A 17,348-nucleotide genomic window follows, 5' to 3' on the forward strand; every position below is an offset into this window, starting at 1 on the left:
CAAGGCAATCGAATCATGAGACATGCGCACATGGCCAGCCCCCTTTCTCAGGGGCCCGGCTTTCCTTCTCCTTCTGCGAACCCGAATCTGGATGCAGCCCAAGCTGGCGAGCAGCGCCCGCCCCTGGGCCGCGCTGGACGCAGCAATACAGGCCTGATCAAGGCCCTAGCGGTGGCAAGCCTGACCGCCGCTCTGGCCGCTTGTAGTGGCTCTGAAACCAGCTCGGGCCCGGCCACCGACCCCGAAACACCCACCAATCCGGAAAAGCCTGACACACCCAGCACTCGTCACGCCCTGATCATTGATCTGGACGGGGCTACCTACCGCGCTGTGCAGCAAGGCATGGCAGCGGGCAGCCTTCCTAATCTGGCCAAGCTGAACGTCCAACTGGCCTATAGCGGCGGTGTGGTGGGCACCCCCAGCCAACAAGCCAATCTGGACATGCCGGGCTGGGCCAGCCTGCTGACCGGCACCTGGGCCAATCGTCACGGTGTGGTATCTACGGCACCAGACCAGGTCTTGCGTCAAAACAGCCTGTTTCACTCTGCCCAGCCTGGCCAGAATGCCGCGGCCGTTGCATCCAGCGGACTGGCCCATTTGCTCAAGGCTGACCATGATGCCAAGCGTCTGCACGAGCTGGCCGATTGTTCTGCACAAGCCGTCACCCTGTCCTGTGTCTCCACCCAGGCAATGAAGATGATTGAAGGGAACTACCGCAAAGTTCTGGTTCAGTACCGTTCTGCCAAAGATGCGGCATTGGATTTTGGTGTCGAATCGCCTGACTACCTGGCCACCCTGAGCAAGCTGGACAAGGAGATCGGTACCTTGATGGCGGCCACGGCCAAGCAGCAGGATCGCGAATGGTTGATTGTCGTGACAGGCAACCACGGTTTGAGCGAGCATGGTCAAGACAATGGCCTGCCCTTGCTGTCCCAGTCCGCTACCTTCCTGGCCTTCAACCAAAGCGTCAACACAGGGGAACAAGGCATAGGCGCCAGCCTGCCCCAGACACTGGCCGAGCTGTATCAGTACAACAGCCTGGTTGATGTCGCTCCCACCGTCATGCGCTATCTGGACACGCTGCCCCCAGCGGCAGAATACAAGCTCGATGGCAGCAGCCTGCTGGGCCCACAAGCCGTGTCCAATCTGAATGCCACCGTCGTGGACAACAATTCTTCGTCCGTGGCCATCAAGCTGGACTGGAAAGCACCGGCCGACGCCCCCATCGATATCCTGCGCGATGGCCAGGTCATTGCTTCGCGTCTGCCCGCAGGGACACAAAGCTATACCGACAATCAGTTGACGGCCGACCTGAGCAGCAAAGGTACGTATCAGTTTGACTACACCGTGCAGGCAGGCTCGGGCGAGCAGGCCGCCTGGCGCAACCTGATCAGCCCGCCCATCTCCTACTTGCCGCCTGTGCCATTGGCCACCACCTTGCGCAACGGTCTGCTTTCTTACTACCCCTTCAGCGCGACCCTGCCGCCTGTTGATGCACAAGGCAACAGCAGCATGGCCTCCGCCTCTGCCGATCTGCCTTCGGCCGCAGGGGTAGTGGTGCCCGGCCCCTTTAGCGGCACGCATGGGCTGCTGGTCGATACCAACCATGTCACTGTCGAAGGGCTGGAAGGCTACCGCATGACGCCGACACAAGGCTTTGATATTTCCACCGGCAGCAGCCCCCAGTTCACCATCGGCTTCTGGTATCAAGTGCCCCAATGCATTGACCGCAATAACGTCACCATCCTGTCCAACAAGAACTATGTCAGCGGTGGCAATGCCGGTGTCGCGATTGGCCTGTTCAGCAGCTCCACCAAGAATCAGTGTGGCGTGGCCTTCAATATTGGTTCAGGCGGTGTTCGTGCCGACGGCCCCACCAATCCCTACACGCAAATTCCGGTAGGCCGCTGGGTCTACATTGCCTTTGCGGTGGACGGTGTGGCCAAGAAGATGAACATGCAGATCTTCGACCCGGTCATCGGCCAGACAACGCAGGTTGCGGCTGGCAAATCCACCGGCGCTGTTGATCTGTCCAAGCTCTCTCCCTATCCGCAATGGGGTATTGGCGATGATGGCACCGGCAAGTTCCTGATGAACAAGTGCAATGGCTCGGTCACGCCGCCCTACACCGTGGGCAAATGTGCTGTTGCTCCGCCAACCCAGCAAATGTTCGGTGATCTGGCCATGTGGAATCGTGTGCTGAGCGACGAAGAGCTGCAGTCGATCTACTGGTCCAACAAGCCGCTGTCCAGCTTGTCCACCCATTAAGCGAGCACGCCATGACCTCTTTGACTCTTCTGGCTCGCTTGATGCGAACCCTGGCCCTGACGAGCGTTACGGCCCTGCTGTTGAGTGCCTGCAGCGATGGCAGCAGCGGCAACCCTTCCCCAGCAAGCGACACGGGCTCGGGCAGTGAGCAGGTGCCCATCGTCACGCCTCCGGCCAGCGGTTCGCTGGGGGAACAGGGTACTAACAAGCCCGCCCCCCCCAATTCGCAACTGGACTGCGCTCCCTGACAGGGCCCCCCGGCCGGGCGGTGGCCACTGCCGCGCCTGGCCCTCTTGCAACACTCAATCGACAAGGCTTTCCCATGACTTACCTTAATCGTCGCAATTTTCTGCGGCTGGCCGCCAGCGCCGCTGCCTTGGGGCCCTTTCCCCCCGCCATTCAGAAAGCACTGGCCATCCCGGCCAACAATGCCACCGGCACCATCAATGACGTGGAGCACGTCATTATCCTGATGCAGGAAAACCGCTCGTTTGACCACTACTACGGCACCATGCCGGGAGTACGCGGCTTTAGTGACCGCTTCACCATCCCCATGGCCTCGGGCGAATCGGTCTGGCGTCAGCAAGGCAGCAGCGGCGTGGTGCAGCCCTATTATCTGGACGCCACCAAAGGCAATGCCCTGCGCGTGGGTGGTGCACACGACTGGAATGACCAGCAGGAGGCTTGGGACGGCGGCCGCATGGCCTTTTGGCCCAAAGCCAAATACACCAATGTGGCCATGGGCTACCTGAAGGAGTCGGACCTGTCCTTTCACTGGTCTCTGGCCAACGCCTTTACCGTCTGTGATGCCTATCACACCTCCATCAACACCGGCACTTTCACCAACCGCATGTTCCTGTGGAGCGGCACCAACGGGGCCAATGTCACCGGGCGTGCCTGCGTGACCAACTCTAACTGGGGGGGCCTGGGCCCATCCGAAGACGGGCTGGGCTGGACCAGCTACCCGGAGCGTCTGCAGGAAGCAGGCGTGCGCTGGAAGGTCTACAACCGTCCCGGCAACAACAGCAATAACAATCAGCTGGTGGCGTTTGCGTCCTACCGCAAGGTCAATGAAGATCTGGCCTCGATGGGCTCGCCCTCGGCCACGTATTCACCACAAATGGAAGCGCTGTCTCCCTTGTACAAGGGCTTTGGCAATACCATGCCCGACGGCGGCTTTCTGCAAGCCATTGCCGACGATATCGAGATGGGTGCCCTGCCACAGGTCAGCTGGATTGTGGCCCCTGGCCCTTACAGCGAACACCCCAGCATGGGCGTGCCCGGACAGGGTGCCTGGTATCTGGAGCGTTTGCTGAACATCCTGACGGCCAATCCCGAAGTCTGGAGCAAAACCGTTCTGATCGTGAACTACGACGAAAACGACTGCTTCTTTGACCACATGCCCCCACCAGCCCCGCCATGGCGTCACCGCGACGGCACTCTGGCCGGCAAGTCCACCGTGGATGTCTCGAACGAGTACTACACCATGCCCGCCCCGGATGGAGACTCGCGCAAACTGCCCCCCGATGGCCGCCCCTTTGGTGCCGGCCCCCGTTTGCCAACCCTGATCATTTCTCCCTGGAGCGTGGGCGGCTGGGTGAACTCCCAGCAGTTTGACCACACCTCCGTGCTGCGCTTTCTGGAGCAGCGCTTCGGTGTGCAGGAGCCCAATATCAGCCCCTGGCGTCGAGCCGTATTCGGCGACATGCGCTCCTGCTTTGACTTCAAGTCCCCCAATGCCAACAAGCCTGCCCTGGTGTCAGCCCCCACCCGCGATCAGGCCGATGCCACACTGGCACAGCAAGTACAGGCGGGCAAGGTTCCCATGCCGCCTGTGGGTTCCGAGCCCATGCCCACACAGGATCTGATGCTACGCCCCTCCCGTGCCCTGCCTTATCAATTACATACCAGCGCCAATGTGGATCTGGACAAGGACAAGGTCTGGCTGACCTTCAGCAATACTGGCACGCAAGGCACCGTGTTCCATGTGTACGACGAGCTGCATCTGTCCGAGTACCCACGTCGCTTTACCGTAGAAGCCGACAAGATGATTTCGGACTCCTGGACCGTGGGCGCAGACCAGAACGGCGACTACAGCTTGTGGGTGCTGGGCCCCAACGGCTACCACCGTCATTTCAAGGGCAATCTGCACGCCCTGCGCCAGGGCCCCAAACCCGAAGTCCGCGTCTGCTACGAGCCCAAGGCCAACATCGTCTCCCTGACCATCATGAACGTGGGTAGCGAAGCGGCGACCGTCACGGTCACCGCCAATGCGTATCGGGAAGATGGCCCATGGGTGTACACCGTGGACCCCGGCATGCAGATTGACGCACGCTGGTCGCTGGAGGGCTCGGCCAACTGGTATGACTTCACCGCCACCATGGGCGAACATTTCGAGCGCCGCTTTGCTGGCCGTCTGGAAAATGGTCGCGACGGGATCAGTGATCCGGCCATGGGTGTCGCACGCTAGTCATACTGATCAGGCAAGATAGGGCAGCCAGTCCCGGAAAAAACAGTTAGAGAAACACGATGACGCTCAACCAGATTCGGGCCTTCGTCATGGTGGCCCAGCACGGTGGCTTTACCGCCGCCGCGCGGGCCCTGAACATGAGCCACACCACGCTCAGTTCACAAATACAGATGATTGAACGCGAATACGGAGCCGAGCTGTTTCATCGCCGGGGCCGGCGTGTCGAGCTGTCCACCCTGGGGCTGGAAATGCTGCCCATGGCCCGGCGCATGATCTCGCTGGAATCCGACATGCGCCAAATGCTGGATGGCACGGGCAAGCTGCACTACGGCACCCTCAAACTGGGTGCCGTCAGCCCTTACCACGTCACCGAACTGATCGAGTCCTTCCACGCGGTGTACCCGCGCATCAAGCTGTCTGTCAAACTGGGCAACTCCGAGCTGGTCCTGGACGACCTGGACAAGTACGTCTGCGATGTCGGCGTCGTGGCCAGTTGCCAGCCCCAGCGCCGCTACTACATGCAACCCTATGCCCGTTATCCGGTCATTGCCTTTGTGCGCCATGACCATCCCTTTGCCAAGCGCGATGCCATTGCCCTGGACGAACTGGCTGGCGAGCCTTTGCTGATGCGTGAGGAAGGCTCCACCACTCGCAAGGCACTGGAAGATGCCTTGCATGAACACAAGATCAAGGTGGATATCGCCATGGAAATCGGCAGCCGGGAGGCCTTGCGCGAATCCGTGGCTCGTGGCCTGGGAGTTGGTACGGTCTCCGAGTCCGAATACGTGCCAGACCCGCGCCTGCGGGTGGTGCGTATCCAGAATGAGCCGGTCTGGACGCAAATCCATGTCTGCTGTCTGCACGAGCGACGTGAGTCGCGCCTGGTGGCCGCCTTCTTCGAGGCCATTGCTCAACACCAAAGCGCCCTGTCCAGCGCCTGCAAGCTACGTGCCTAGTCGCCTGACGGCGCAATACCTGAAGCACGCCCGGCCATACTGATACCAGGCATAAAAAAAGCGGGGCATAAAGCCCCGCCCTTCCCTTCACGCCTGATTCAATGCCCCCACGAAATCAAGGTGTTTCGCCTTGTGCCAGACGCGCCTGGATCGCCTGAACAATGGCTGGAAAGTCCGCAATGGTTTCAATCACGTAGTGCGCGCCGGACTGGCTCAAACGCTCGCTGGCTCGCTCCACTCGTGCTTTTACTTCAACTGGATCTGCAGTCTCCAGTTCGGCCAGAGACAAGCCCACTTCGTTACCCGACAGGCTCAAGCCCACCGTCCACATCCCCGCACGGCGGCCTTCTTCGATACCGGGCACGGTATCGTCCACTTTGATGCAACGACGCACATCACCTACGCCCAGAGCCAGAACATTGGCCAAAGCCATGAAAGGACCGGGACGACCACCAGCAGGCAACTCATCACCAGCGATAACGCAATCAGGAGCCAAGCCCTGGCTGGCTGCAGCAGGTAGCAGCACATCAAGCACCTGACGCGGGTAGCCCGAGCAGGAACCCACTTTGATCCCCTTGGCACGTAACTGCTCCAAAACAGCTGCCGCCCCTTCAATCGGAGCCGAGTACTCGGCTACTTTCTCGATCTGCATGGGCATGAAACGCTCGTAGATGGCATCAATATCGGCATCCGTGGAAGCACGCTCGAACTGGGCCACCCATTGGTCCTGAATCGATTCAGTCGCCAGCAAGGTACGGATATGATCGCGCTTGGACAAGCCCATGGGACCACGTGCCTGCTCCAGGCTGATCTGAATCCCGAAGGTGGCAAAGGCATCCACAAAAATCTGTGTCGGTGCCAGAGAGCTGAAATCGACCAGCGTGCCAGCCCAGTCAAAAATAACGGCCTCGACCTTGTCCGACATAAGCGTATCCAGAGCCTTGAAATTCTGAGTCATTATTGAAAAACCTTCAGTTTTGAAAACAAACCGGATCAATAGCCGGGCTTATACCTGCACAGCATCCAGAGTCTGTGCACCAATGAAATTACGTCCTCGCGGGCCTTCCAGAGCCTGGGCAATTCGTTCTTGCCACTGCTGGGGAGCCAGACCGTAAGCGGCCGGGTCTGTACTGACACCCAGCCCCTCCAGAAAACGGGCCAGAGCTGTCACCGCCTGCTGGCCGTTCTGCGCATCAAAAATGGACAGCAGCAAGCGGTCCAGATCTGCATCCTGCCCCAGTGCCATTTGCATCACATGCGGCAAGCTGAAGGAGCAGGCGATGCCATGCGGCAGCCCTTGTTCCAGAGTCAGCTCGTAAGACAGAGAATGGGCCAGGGCCGTCTTGGTATTGGAGAACGCCAGCCCTGCCATGACGGCCGCAACCGCCAGTTGGCCGCGCAGTTCCAGGTTGGACAAGTCCTGCATCAGCAGTGGCAGGCTGCCCATGATCTGGCGCGCTGCCGAGACCGCCAGGCTTGCCGACACCGGATTGCGGTTGACGTTCCACAAAGACTCCAGGGCGTGCGACAAGGCATCCAGGCCGCTGGCCAACGTCGCCGCTGCAGGCAGGCTGCGCATCAAGCCCGGATCAATAATGGCGGCCTGAGGCCAGGTCCAGGGCAGATGCAGGGAGTACTTGCGCCCCTGCCCCTTGTCCCAAATCGTTGCCCAGGGGGTAACCTCGCTCCCGGTACCTGCCGTGGTGGGCACGGCAATCAGGCTGCGCACCCGCCCTGGAGGCTGGCTCAGGCTGGTCTTGCCAGACAGGCAGTCCAGCAGTTCGGAAAACGTGCCCGAAGGCGTGCTGCTCAGCATGGCTTTGGCGCAATCGATCACGCTGCCACCACCCAGAGCAATGATGCACTCCACATCGGGATGATCACGCCACAGGCGCTCATACAGCGGGGCCAGCCAGGACACATCCGGATTGGGCTGTATATCGGTTTCGATCGCCACCAGTTGATCGCCCAGCAAGGCTTGCAAACGATCGCACTGGCCCAGTTCACGCGCCTCGGGAAAGGCAATCAGAATGGCTCGCCGTGTTCCCAGATGTTCGGGCAGACGCTCAAAAGCCCCATGCCCTGCATCGATCTGAACTGGATTGAAAAAATGCCACATAACAATCTCAAAAGAAAAACTGCAATCAATCGCGCCCGTTGTGGCGAATCGCTTCGCGCAGGCGGTTGGAGATAAGGTCGGCCACCACCACCATCACGGTAATGACCACAATGCAGGTCGCTGTTTCCTGGTACTTGAACAGTTTCAGGCTGCTGACCAGTTCAAAGCCCAAGCCACCGGCCCCCACCATGCCCAGCACGGTGGCCGAACGCAGGTTGACCTCGAAGCGATACAGGATCACGGCAATCCAGGCGGTAATAACCTGCGGCAAGACACCGAACACAATCACCTGCAAAGGACGCGCGCCGGTAGCACGCAGGGCATCCAATGGCCCCTGGTCAATTTCCTCAATGCTTTCGGCAAAGAACTTGCCCAGCATTCCCACTCCATGTACGGCCAGAGCCAACACACCGGGAAAAGGGCCCAGGCCCACGGCAGCCACAAACACCAGGGCCAGAATCAGCTCATTGATACTGCGGATGATGTTCAGGCTTTGGCGGGTAAAGCCGTACAAGTAGCGGTTGACCTTCAGGTTACGGGCTGCCAGAAAGGACACGGGCACTGCGCCGATCACGCCCAACACCGTGCCCCAGATCGCAATCTGAATGGTCTCGATAGCCGGAGCGAGCAAATTGCCCAAAATGCTCCAGTCCGGTGGAAAGGTGCGGCTTAGAAAGTCGGCAATTTGTGGCAGGCCGGCAGCAAACTCGGCGGCGCTTAACTGCGCCCCCTCTGCGCTCCACTGCAATCCCACCATAATGGCGGCCACCATCAGGGCGGTCAGAATCCAGCCCTTGGCACTGGTCGGGGTAGACATGACCCAGGAGTACTTGCTGTCCATCATCACGCTCCCTTGGTAGCAAGGTTTAACGGTTCGGCCAGAAAAGAAGCGGCATCACCCGTGCTGCCGGACACACCGCCGTGCCCTGGCTCGGGGCCGGGGTAAATGCGGGCCAGATCATCCTCAGTCATCTGTTCCGGGGCACCGTCATACACCACACGGCCATGGGCCAGACCCACAATGCGATCTGCAAATTCGCGTGCGTAATCAACCTGGTGCAGGTTGCAGACCACGGTAATGCCCAGTTCCCGGCTGGCATCGTGCAGATAACGCATCACCAGACGGGCCGTTTTCGGGTCCAGGCTGGCAACTGGCTCGTCGGCCAGAATGATGCGCGGACGCTGAGCCAGCGCACGGGCAATCCCCACCCGTTGACGCTGACCACCGGACAGGGAGTCGGTACGAGCCTGGGCCTTGTGCGCCAGCCCGACCCGTTGCAGACAGTCCTGGGCCAGGGCGATATCTGCCCGGCTGAACAGCTGCAAAATGGAACTCCACACGGGCACCGCCCCCAGGCGCCCAGTCAACACATTGCGCAGCACCGACAAGCGCGGCACCACGTCGTGATGCTGGAAAATCATGGCAACCTGGCGTCGCAAAGCCCGCGTATCCTGGGCGGACATGGCGTCGATACCGGCCACGGACAACTCGCCCGTATCCGCTTGGGCCAGCCGGTTCATGCAGCGCAGCAGGGTGGACTTGCCCGCCCCGGACTGGCCTAGTACCACCAGGAACTCGCCAGCCTCTGCATCCATGTCCACACCACACAGCACCTTATTGCTGCCGTAGCACTTGTTCAGGCCACGCACACGGATCATTTCATGCTCCGCAGATCCAGATCCAGCACCTTGGCGGTATCGCGCACTACGTTGTAAGCCGCGTCAGTGGTAGGCTGGAAGCCATTGAGCATGCCTTGATCGCCCCAAGGAACATCCTTGATATTGGCCAGAGCCTTGGCGACTTTCTCTTTCACACTTGGGTCCAGATCCTTGCGCCAGACCATGGGCGACTCGGGAATATCGCTGGACGACCAGACAACTTTCAAATCGCCTTCGGCCAACTGGCCCTTGGCAATGGCGCTGGCATAAATACGGTCTGCAACAGCGGCAGCGTCAACTTTCTTGTTGGCCACGGCCAGCAGGCTGGCATCGTGCGAACCGGAGAACACCACACGGGAAAACAGCGCCTCGGGCTTGTAGCCGTCGTTCTCCAGGCCCGCTTTAGGGAACAGGTGGCCGGAGGTGGAGCTGGGGTCAACAAAGGCAAAGGTGCGATCTTTCAACTGCTCCACATTTTCAATGCCACTGTCTGCGCGCACCACGATCAGGCTCTTGTACGCGCTTTTGCCCGTCTTCTTGGTCACAGCCACGGCAAAAGCTTCTACATCGGCCACCGAATTGGCCAGCACATAAGAGAATGGGCCCAGATAAGCCACGTCCAGCTTCTTGGCACGCAGGGCTTCGATGATGCCGTTGTAGTCCGTGGCGACAAAGGGCTCGACCTTCATGCCCGACTCGCGCTCCAGCTGTTCAATCACCTGCTTGCTGGATTCGATCATGGCTTGGGAATCCTCGGCAGGGATCAAGCCAATGGTCAGCGTGTCCTGTGCGGCCTGAGCCGCTGTACCGAACACCGAAAAAATAGCTGTAGCGGCCGTTGCCGCGATGAAAGAGCGGCGGGCAGTCTGAAATACGTTCTTGTTCACGGCAGTCGTCCTTAAGGTTTGTAGGAGGAATGCCGACATCTTAGGAAGGTCACATTGCCTTCATGTTATCGATTTAGGATTGAAAACATCAGTTATCTATAGATGGAGTCTATATGTCCGCCGCACGCCTACGTGCCTTTCTGGCTGTTGCCCGCCACGGCAGCTTCAGCGCCGGGGCCCGTGCCCTGGGACTGGCCCAACCCACCGTTACCAAACAGGTTCAGGGCCTGGAACAACAGCATGATGTCGAGCTTTTTCATCGCCGGGGGCGCGGGATTCAGCTAACCCAGGTCGGGCTGGCCCTGCTGCCCGTGGCACAGCAACTGGGGGCTCTGGAAATTGATGCCTTCAACCTCCTGCATGACAGTGGCAAGCTGCACGTGGGGCGCTTGCGCATTGGAGCGGTGGGGCCTTTTCATGTGATCGAAATGGTAGAGGCCTACCACAAGCTGTTTCCAGGGGTGGATATCTCCATTCATATGGGGAACTCGGCCGAGGTGCTGGCCGACCTGGCCGACTATGCCACCGATATTGCCGTGCTGGCCGGAGCCTGCGAGGACCCGGCTTTTCACACCGAGCACTACGCCAGCCATGCTGTCATTCTGTTCGCCCCCTTGTCGCACCCTTTGGCCCGGTACGACAGCGTGCCTCTGTCCGCCTTGCAGGATGCTCCGTTATTGCAGCGGGAATCGGGCTCTACCACACGGGCCTGTCTGGAAGCAGCACTGGAAAAGGAGCATATCCGGCCCCGCGCCGTCATGGAAATCGGTAGTCGGGAGGCCTTGCGGGAAGCCGTCGCCCGAGGGCTGGGCGTCGGTACGGTATCCGAGGCCGAATTCATTCCGGACCATCGTTTCAAAGCCGTTCGTATTCAGGGAGACCCCGTGCGCACCGACACATATTTGTATTGCCTGGCCGAGCGCCGGGACAGCCGCATGATTGCCCAATTTTTCACAGAAGCTTTGGCATTACGCAAGCAAATACAAACGACTACATAGACGTATTTGTGAGTTTTAGGCTACTGTGCAAACGTAGGCCATGACAGTCAGTGATGTGTTTCGTCCATTTTCTGCGCGTAGACTCACAGTTTCAAGGCCCGTCAGTTCTGTTTGATTTACTCCCAGGGAGGACGAAGACCATGCTTGGCATGATGATGAATACCCCACTGCTAGTATCATCCATACTGCGTCACGCAGCGAACTATCACGCAGACCGAGAGGTCGTCTCGCAAACCGTTGAAGGCCACATTCACCGGTACACCTATACCGATCTGTCCAAGCGCAGCCAGCAACTGGCCAATGCGCTGAAAAAAATGGGTCTGCAACATGGCGACCGCGTCGGAACCCTGGCCTGGAACGGCTATCGTCACCTGGAGCTGTATTACGGCGTATCGGGCTCGGGCCTGGTGTGCCACACCATCAACCCGCGTCTGTTTCAGGATCAAATTGGCTACATCATTGAACACGCAGACGATAGCGTGCTGTTTGCCGACCTGAACTTCATGCCGATTCTGGAGTCCTTGGCCGATCAGCTGTCCAAGCTGAAAGCCGTGGTCATCATGACGGACGAAGCGCACATGCCCAAGTCGGACCTGCTGCCCAACCTGCAGTGCTATGAAACCCTGATTGCGTCTGAATCCGATCATTTCGACTGGCCGGTGTTTGATGAGAACACGGCCTCCGGCCTGTGCTACACCTCCGGCACCACGGGCAACCCCAAAGGCGTGCTCTACAGCCATCGCTCCACGATCTTGCATGCCTTTGCCTTGAGCATGCCCGATGCCCTGTGTCTGTCTGCTTCTGACACCATTACCCCCATCGTGCCCATGTTCCACGTCAATGCCTGGGGGCTGCCTTATGCGGCCTTGATGGTGGGCGCCAAACTGGTCTTGCCCGGCCCGAAATTGGACGGCGCCAGCCTGCATACCCTGTTTGAAAACGAAGGTGTCACCATGACAGCCGGTGTGCCTACCGTCTGGCTAGGCCTGCTCGACTGGATGCAAGCCAATGGCAAAACCTTCAGCAGCCTGCAACGTCTGGTGATTGGCGGCTCGTCTGCGCCTCCAGTCATGATTACCCGCTTCCAGAAGCTGGGTGTCAAGGTACGCCACGCCTGGGGCATGACGGAAACCAGCCCAGTCGGTCTGGCGGCTGCCCTGCTGCCCAAGCACGAGTCCTTGCCGGAGAACGAGAAACTCAAGCTGCTGGCCAAGCAAGGTCGTCCGCTCTTCGGGGTCGAGTTCCGGGTAGATGGCGACGATGGTCAACCCATTGCCCGCGACGGCAAGATGTTTGGTGCCATGATGGTGCGCGGCCCCTGGATTGCGGCTTCTTACTTCAATAGCAATGACACCTCTGCCCATACAGAAGATGGCTGGTTCAATACGGGCGACGTGGTGACCATTGATCAGGATGGCTTTATCCAGATCGTGGACCGAACCAAGGATGTGGTGAAATCCGGTGGCGAATGGATCAGCTCCATCGAGCTGGAAAACATTGCCCAGGCTCACCCGGCGATCAAGGAAGCAGCTGTCGTAGCCAAGCCCGACGAGCGCTGGGGCGAACGTCCGGTTCTGGTGGTGCAGCTACAGGACGACGCCACCTTCACCAAGCAGGACATGATTGATCTGTTTACAGAACAAGTCTCCAAATGGAGTATTCCTGACGAACTGATCGTGGTCGATGAACTGCCCCACACAGCAACCGGCAAGCTCTTGAAAACCGCGATTCGCAAGCTGATTCAGGAGGATCTGGACAAGCTGGCTGCGCAGAACAAGGCCGGTTAACCAAGCTGCATCCAGCCAGATGCCTGACAGCAGAATCAAGAAGCCAGGCTCGGCTTTCTTGACGCGCAATCGCAAACAGCCCCCCCGGCAGTTATCCAACTGTCGGGGGGCTGTTTTTTGCCTTTGCCATTGGCTTTGAAAGGGCCAGAATCAAGTCCAGTATCTATGGCTGATCGCCCATATCAACAGCATGCCTCCTTCAAGGATGCACGGGCGTAGGAATATCCCAGATATTGAGATCCGCATTCTCGCGCTCCCAGGCCCGCACAGAGAACTTGGCACGATTGAACAGACCCAGATAGTTTTCATAGCGAATCTTGTTGCCTATGGCCACTGGCAACTCGTCCAGAAACTCCCTCATCTTGGACAAGTCCGCATGGTACTGAGCCGGTTCCATCAAACCGCCCGGTGTCACTGACGAGGGAGGGTCCGACTCAAAGCGATTACGCGTAAAAATCACCACATCTGAACCCCACAGAATCCGGTTCTGGTATTCATTGAAGAAATTCAGCCAATCCTGGCGACTGGGCATGCCCGGCTCGGGATTCAACATATAGTCCTGCACCAGATCCCAGGAAATATCGGTAGACCAGCTGGGGCAGGCATCCAGCACCTCTTTCACGCGCGTAATGTGGTCGCTGGTGGGTTTCACAAAACGCCCCAGGCCCGTATGCGCCCACACCACCTTGGCTTTGGGCGCATGTCCGCACACGTGCTTCAAGCCGTCCACATAGTCCTGATCGGGATAGGAATGCTCCAGCTCACCCTGGTAATTGACCTCTACCCGGTACATATCATTGTGCAAGATCGCGACCAAACCAATCTCTTCAATGGTCTTGAACAAATACTCCAGCGACTCGGAATACAGCGATACCTTGCTGCCATCGCCCGCATCAGGCGGTAGCGGCACAGAGGGGGCCTTGGTTTGTTCTACCGTTTCACCAGCCAGCTTGCTGGACACCAGCTCCTTGTGAATGGTGAACTCTCCCACCCCGGCAAACACGCCTGGAAAACTGAGCACCGCACGCTTGATATGTTGCGAGGCATATACGTCCATGGGATTGAAGGCCGTAATCATGACATCCAGCTTTTCCTGATACTGGGGCGGCAAGCGTTCGTACTCGCGCGCAAACATGGCATCCACAAAAGAGTAGTAATACAAGTCTGCTTTGGGGCCTATGTAGTAGTTCGGGCCATACATCTGATCGCCAGACTGTGCCTGGTACTGTTCAAACCCATCCCAGCGTTGCTGCAAAGGAATCGGCATGATGGTGGAGCGCACAATTTGCTGGCGATTGGCGCTCATATAGCGCTCTGCATATTCCTTTAAGGAAATACCTTGCATGGCGTAATTGGAAGCGTGGAAATGCACGTCCGCATACAGCTGGCTGGTATCCAGCCGGGGCTCCGGGCTTTGAGCCATAACACCGCTCTGAACCGCTGCGAATAAAGCCAGGCCAGACGCAGCCAGCGCTTTTGCGTTTATATGATGGCAAGTCATTCTTGTCTCCCTCTCTACAAGTAGTGTGCGAAACCTGAAACGGCAACGTAACAACCATACCCAGAGCGCCGTCAATAAATGACAGAAGATAACAGATATTCTTTTAAAGAATTTAATTCATATTTTTTTCCATACTTTTATATTTTTATTATTAATAGCCATACAAATATAATTCAAAATCAAATTAAAAATAAAATACTCAATTAAATTCTGAATTTAATTCAAGCCAATTTATTAATCACTTCAATAATCAGGCAGTACAAATCGCCTGTGCACAGCACCTGCTCCCGCATGGCCGCCCTAAGACACCGAGTTGGCAAATAGCAGCGAAGCGCCCAAGCTGAACAAGGCCACGCCTATCACCCTGTCCAGCAATCTTTGCCGGGCCAGCATGGCTGCCCGCAAGCGCTTGTTTGAGAACACCAGCGCCACAATGCTGAACCAGACCCAATGGGCAAAAGACATGAAAAATCCATAAGCGAAATTCAGCCAGAACGATGCATCCGGCTGCACCAGCTGCGTAAAGGTGGCCACCACAAACAACATGGTTTTGGGATTCAAGGCATTGGTCAAAAACCCCATGCCAAAAGCTTGCCAGGCGCTGGGCATATTTCCCGCCTCGCCGTCCGTATTCAAAACAGTGCGATTACGGAAAGACTGATAGCCCAGGTACATCAAGTACGCTGCTCCCACCACTTTCATCACCAGAAACAAGGTGGGAGACTGAGTAATCAGAATCGCAACGCCCAGTACCGTGTAGACCACGTGCACCTGCACCCCGGCAGCAATACCCAGAGCCGAAATCAGGCCAATCTTGCGGCCAAAGGAATAGCCATTACGAGTGACCATGGCAAAGTCGGGGCCTGGGCTGATCACGGCCAGGATAGTGATAGTGGCAACGGCCAACAGTTCATGCATTTTTAACAAGCCTAAGTTTGATGAAATCGGTGTGACAAGCTAGGTCAAAGGCAGCCAAACCGCAGAGCCAGTCCTACACTCTAGGAATGAGATCGTTCCTTCGCGGACGATCTACCAGTCTGCAAAGACCGCTCCAGTCAGAATGTAAAAACCCTTCCTGGTGAGCTATGTATTCATCCAATTTATATAGTTTTTGCTATTCTCAACGGGACCAATCCAGATTTTCAAAACCCAAGAAAAACCCTCCAAAACTTCTATCGTTTTCTTGTTTGAATATTTGCTCTCAGGATTTCATTATTGATAATCCTGTGCTAATTTAAAAACGATAATTCCTGCGCTATTTCTGTGAGTTTTCATCGACCATGCAAATCCCCAATCTCACGGCCTTCCGCTACTTCGACACGGCCGCCAAGGCAGGCAGCTTTGTGCAGGCAGCCCAGCTGCTGCATGTCACTCACGGCGCGGTCAGTCGCCAGATTCGGGCGCTGGAAGAATCTTTGGGGGTAGAACTGTTTGAACGGCGCAATCGAGCTGTATTTCTGACACAGGCAGGCCGCCAGCTTTTGCATGTGACCGCGCCCATGTTCGAGCGCTTGGAAGACGTGGTGTATCAGTTGCAGCAGACACAGCGTGAACATGCGCTGGTCGTTTCCTGCGAGCCCACCATTGCGATGAAATGGTTGATACCCCGACTGGGGGATTTTCACACTCTGCACCCTAATATCACCGTGCATCTGATTACAGCCGGGGGGCCAGTGAACTTTGCTCAAATGGGAGTGGATCTGGCCATACGCCGTGACGACTTTCATTGGGCAGACTCGGTCTGCGGCCTGAAATTGTGCGAAGAAATGATAGGGCCGGTCTGCCAGCCCCACTATCCCCACATCCAGGACACGGCCAAACAGGTGCTGATACAAAGCAGCTCCCGTCCGCAAGCTTGGGCCACCTGGGCGCGACTTAGCGGCCAAGTCATACGCTCTGCCAACAAGCTGGAACTAGAGCATTTTTATTTATGTATCCAGGCCGCCTTGTCCGGACAGGGCATGAGTATTGTGTCGCGCCTGATGGTGCAAGATGAATTGCAAAGCGGGCAGCTCATTGCCCCGCAAGGATTCATTGCGGACGGCTCGGCGTACTACCTGCTCTCTCCCCAGGCTCTGGATCAAAACCCGCGTGCGGAAGTATTTGCCGACTGGTTAAGTGAGCAGTTGGCGGCTTAAGCCCAGTGCTGGCGGCAAACAGCAAAATGGGCCATACGCGCTATACCAGAACATCATCGTGACTTTGTCTTTCAAATAGATAAGCAGTCCGCAAAAGTACTGCGATTGGAAAGCAATAATTAATTCAACAATTCTTGAATTGTTGTATTATTACTCCATGGAAGAATCTCAAGTTATCCGCTCCCTGGCCGCTTTGGCCCACGAAGCCCGCCTACGGGTTTTCCGCGCACTCGTTGTTGCCGGGCCAACCGGACTGACACCCGGCTCTCTGGCTGAGCAGCTAGGCATTGCGCCCAACGCCCTGTCCTTTCATTTAAAGGAGCTTAGCAATGCCGGGCTGATCCACGCCGAGCGGCAAGGTCGCAATCTGCTCTACAGCGCCACCTTTCCCGCCATGAACGATCTGCTTACTTATCTGACCGAGAATTGCTGTCAGGGTCAAACCTGCCTCCCAACGCAAGACCTGTGTCAGAACTGCTAGAGCGCCGGACACTTGATATCCACGTCCTGCAAAAACCACTCGGAACTTAACTGCCTTGCTGGCTATCCCCCTGATCAGGGCACT

The 17,348-nt window shown here is 57.5% G+C and carries 15 protein-coding genes; 8 read left to right on the forward strand and 7 right to left on the reverse strand.

Annotated features, from left to right (window positions below):
• The first annotated feature begins 15 nt into the window (after positions 1 to 15).
• From OSH04_RS14805 to OSH04_RS14820, 4 genes are all read left to right on the forward strand, one after another.
• Positions 16 to 2,268: an alkaline phosphatase family protein gene (locus OSH04_RS14805; RefSeq protein ID WP_266108761.1), complete on the forward strand. Its 2,253-nt coding sequence runs from the start codon at positions 16 to 18 to the stop codon at positions 2,266 to 2,268.
• Between the two features lie 11 nt (positions 2,269 to 2,279).
• On the forward strand, positions 2,280 to 2,516 hold the full coding sequence (locus OSH04_RS14810) for a hypothetical protein (protein WP_266108762.1): 237 nt from the start codon (positions 2,280 to 2,282) through the stop codon (positions 2,514 to 2,516).
• 74 nt (positions 2,517 to 2,590) lie between these two features.
• Positions 2,591 to 4,738, forward strand: a complete 2,148-nt coding sequence (locus OSH04_RS14815; protein ID WP_266108763.1) for a phosphocholine-specific phospholipase C — start codon at positions 2,591 to 2,593, stop codon at positions 4,736 to 4,738.
• Positions 4,739 to 4,797: 59 nt separating this feature from the next.
• Complete coding sequence (locus OSH04_RS14820) at positions 4,798 to 5,694, forward strand: LysR substrate-binding domain-containing protein (protein WP_052159501.1); 897 nt, start codon at positions 4,798 to 4,800, stop codon at positions 5,692 to 5,694.
• 115 nt (positions 5,695 to 5,809) lie between these two features.
• On the opposite strand, the gene phnX is transcribed toward OSH04_RS14820, so the two are convergent.
• From phnX to phnD, 5 genes are read right to left on the reverse strand one after another with little or no spacing between them, the layout of a single operon-like run.
• Entirely contained in the window at positions 5,810 to 6,652 is an 843-nt protein-coding gene (phnX, locus tag OSH04_RS14825; RefSeq protein WP_239054657.1) for a phosphonoacetaldehyde hydrolase, read from the reverse strand.
• A gap of 48 nt (positions 6,653 to 6,700) precedes the next feature.
• Positions 6,701 to 7,813, reverse strand: coding sequence for an iron-containing alcohol dehydrogenase PsrA (gene psrA / locus OSH04_RS14830; protein WP_266108766.1), 1,113 nt, complete (start codon positions 7,811 to 7,813; stop codon positions 6,701 to 6,703).
• 25 nt (positions 7,814 to 7,838) lie between these two features.
• Entirely contained in the window at positions 7,839 to 8,654 is an 816-nt protein-coding gene (gene phnE, locus OSH04_RS14835; protein WP_009460720.1) for a phosphonate ABC transporter, permease protein PhnE, read from the reverse strand.
• 2 nt (positions 8,655 to 8,656) lie between these two features.
• Positions 8,657 to 9,472 carry a phosphonate ABC transporter ATP-binding protein gene (gene phnC / locus OSH04_RS14840; RefSeq protein ID WP_254002263.1) on the reverse strand — a complete coding sequence of 272 codons (816 nt, stop codon included), beginning with the start codon at positions 9,470 to 9,472 and terminating at the stop codon, positions 8,657 to 8,659.
• Positions 9,469 to 10,320, reverse strand: coding sequence for a phosphonate ABC transporter substrate-binding protein (phnD, locus tag OSH04_RS14845; RefSeq protein ID WP_266108806.1), 852 nt, complete (start codon positions 10,318 to 10,320; stop codon positions 9,469 to 9,471). The genes phnC and phnD overlap by 4 nt, the downstream gene beginning before the upstream one ends.
• A 152-nt stretch (positions 10,321 to 10,472) precedes the next feature.
• Here phnD and OSH04_RS14850 point away from each other — a divergent pair, with 152 nt between their 5' ends.
• Positions 10,473 to 11,357: a LysR substrate-binding domain-containing protein gene (locus tag OSH04_RS14850; RefSeq protein WP_035273418.1), complete on the forward strand. Its 885-nt coding sequence runs from the start codon at positions 10,473 to 10,475 to the stop codon at positions 11,355 to 11,357.
• 140 nt (positions 11,358 to 11,497) lie between these two features.
• On the forward strand, positions 11,498 to 13,144 hold the full coding sequence (locus OSH04_RS14855) for a long-chain-fatty-acid--CoA ligase (RefSeq protein WP_083054591.1): 1,647 nt from the start codon (positions 11,498 to 11,500) through the stop codon (positions 13,142 to 13,144).
• 199 nt (positions 13,145 to 13,343) lie between these two features.
• On the opposite strand, the gene OSH04_RS14860 is transcribed toward OSH04_RS14855, so the two are convergent.
• A complete protein-coding gene (locus OSH04_RS14860; protein ID WP_254002264.1) occupies positions 13,344 to 14,567 on the reverse strand; it encodes a hypothetical protein in 1,224 nt (407 codons plus the stop codon).
• A gap of 378 nt (positions 14,568 to 14,945) precedes the next feature.
• Positions 14,946 to 15,563, reverse strand: a complete 618-nt coding sequence (locus OSH04_RS14865; protein WP_009460710.1) for a LysE family translocator — start codon at positions 15,561 to 15,563, stop codon at positions 14,946 to 14,948.
• A 362-nt stretch (positions 15,564 to 15,925) separates the two neighbouring features.
• Between OSH04_RS14865 and OSH04_RS14870 the strand changes: the two genes are divergently transcribed.
• Together OSH04_RS14870 and OSH04_RS14875 are read left to right on the forward strand one after the other, a co-directional pair.
• Complete coding sequence (locus OSH04_RS14870; RefSeq protein WP_083054597.1) at positions 15,926 to 16,783, forward strand: LysR substrate-binding domain-containing protein; 858 nt, start codon at positions 15,926 to 15,928, stop codon at positions 16,781 to 16,783.
• A 157-nt stretch (positions 16,784 to 16,940) separates the two neighbouring features.
• On the forward strand, positions 16,941 to 17,264 hold the full coding sequence (locus OSH04_RS14875; RefSeq protein ID WP_083054599.1) for an ArsR/SmtB family transcription factor: 324 nt from the start codon (positions 16,941 to 16,943) through the stop codon (positions 17,262 to 17,264).
• Positions 17,265 to 17,348: the final 84 nt, after the last annotated feature.

Source organism: Alcaligenes nematophilus, assembly GCF_026344155.1.
In the GTDB taxonomy this organism is placed as follows: Bacteria; Pseudomonadota; Gammaproteobacteria; order Burkholderiales; family Burkholderiaceae_B; genus Alcaligenes; species Alcaligenes phenolicus.

Excerpts from the sequence above, each read along its gene's own strand:
- OSH04_RS14805 (WP_266108761.1), top strand. The coding sequence starts at position 16 with ATGAGACATGCGCACATGGCCAGCCCCCTTTCTCAGGGGCCCGGCTTT.
- OSH04_RS14810 (WP_266108762.1), top strand. The coding sequence starts at position 2,280 with ATGACCTCTTTGACTCTTCTGGCTCGCTTGATGCGAACCCTGGCCCTG.
- OSH04_RS14815 (WP_266108763.1), top strand. The coding sequence starts at position 2,591 with ATGACTTACCTTAATCGTCGCAATTTTCTGCGGCTGGCCGCCAGCGCC.
- OSH04_RS14820 (WP_052159501.1), top strand. The coding sequence starts at position 4,798 with ATGACGCTCAACCAGATTCGGGCCTTCGTCATGGTGGCCCAGCACGGT.
- phnX (WP_239054657.1), bottom strand. The coding sequence starts at position 6,652 with ATGACTCAGAATTTCAAGGCTCTGGATACGCTTATGTCGGACAAGGTC.
- psrA (WP_266108766.1), bottom strand. The coding sequence starts at position 7,813 with ATGTGGCATTTTTTCAATCCAGTTCAGATCGATGCAGGGCATGGGGCT.
- phnE (WP_009460720.1), bottom strand. The coding sequence starts at position 8,654 with ATGGACAGCAAGTACTCCTGGGTCATGTCTACCCCGACCAGTGCCAAG.
- phnC (WP_254002263.1), bottom strand. The coding sequence starts at position 9,472 with ATGATCCGTGTGCGTGGCCTGAACAAGTGCTACGGCAGCAATAAGGTG.
- OSH04_RS14850 (WP_035273418.1), top strand. The coding sequence starts at position 10,473 with ATGTCCGCCGCACGCCTACGTGCCTTTCTGGCTGTTGCCCGCCACGGC.
- OSH04_RS14855 (WP_083054591.1), top strand. The coding sequence starts at position 11,498 with ATGCTTGGCATGATGATGAATACCCCACTGCTAGTATCATCCATACTG.
- OSH04_RS14860 (WP_254002264.1), bottom strand. The coding sequence starts at position 14,567 with ATGGCTCAAAGCCCGGAGCCCCGGCTGGATACCAGCCAGCTGTATGCG.
- OSH04_RS14865 (WP_009460710.1), bottom strand. The coding sequence starts at position 15,563 with ATGCATGAACTGTTGGCCGTTGCCACTATCACTATCCTGGCCGTGATC.
- OSH04_RS14870 (WP_083054597.1), top strand. The coding sequence starts at position 15,926 with ATGCAAATCCCCAATCTCACGGCCTTCCGCTACTTCGACACGGCCGCC.
- OSH04_RS14875 (WP_083054599.1), top strand. The coding sequence starts at position 16,941 with ATGGAAGAATCTCAAGTTATCCGCTCCCTGGCCGCTTTGGCCCACGAA.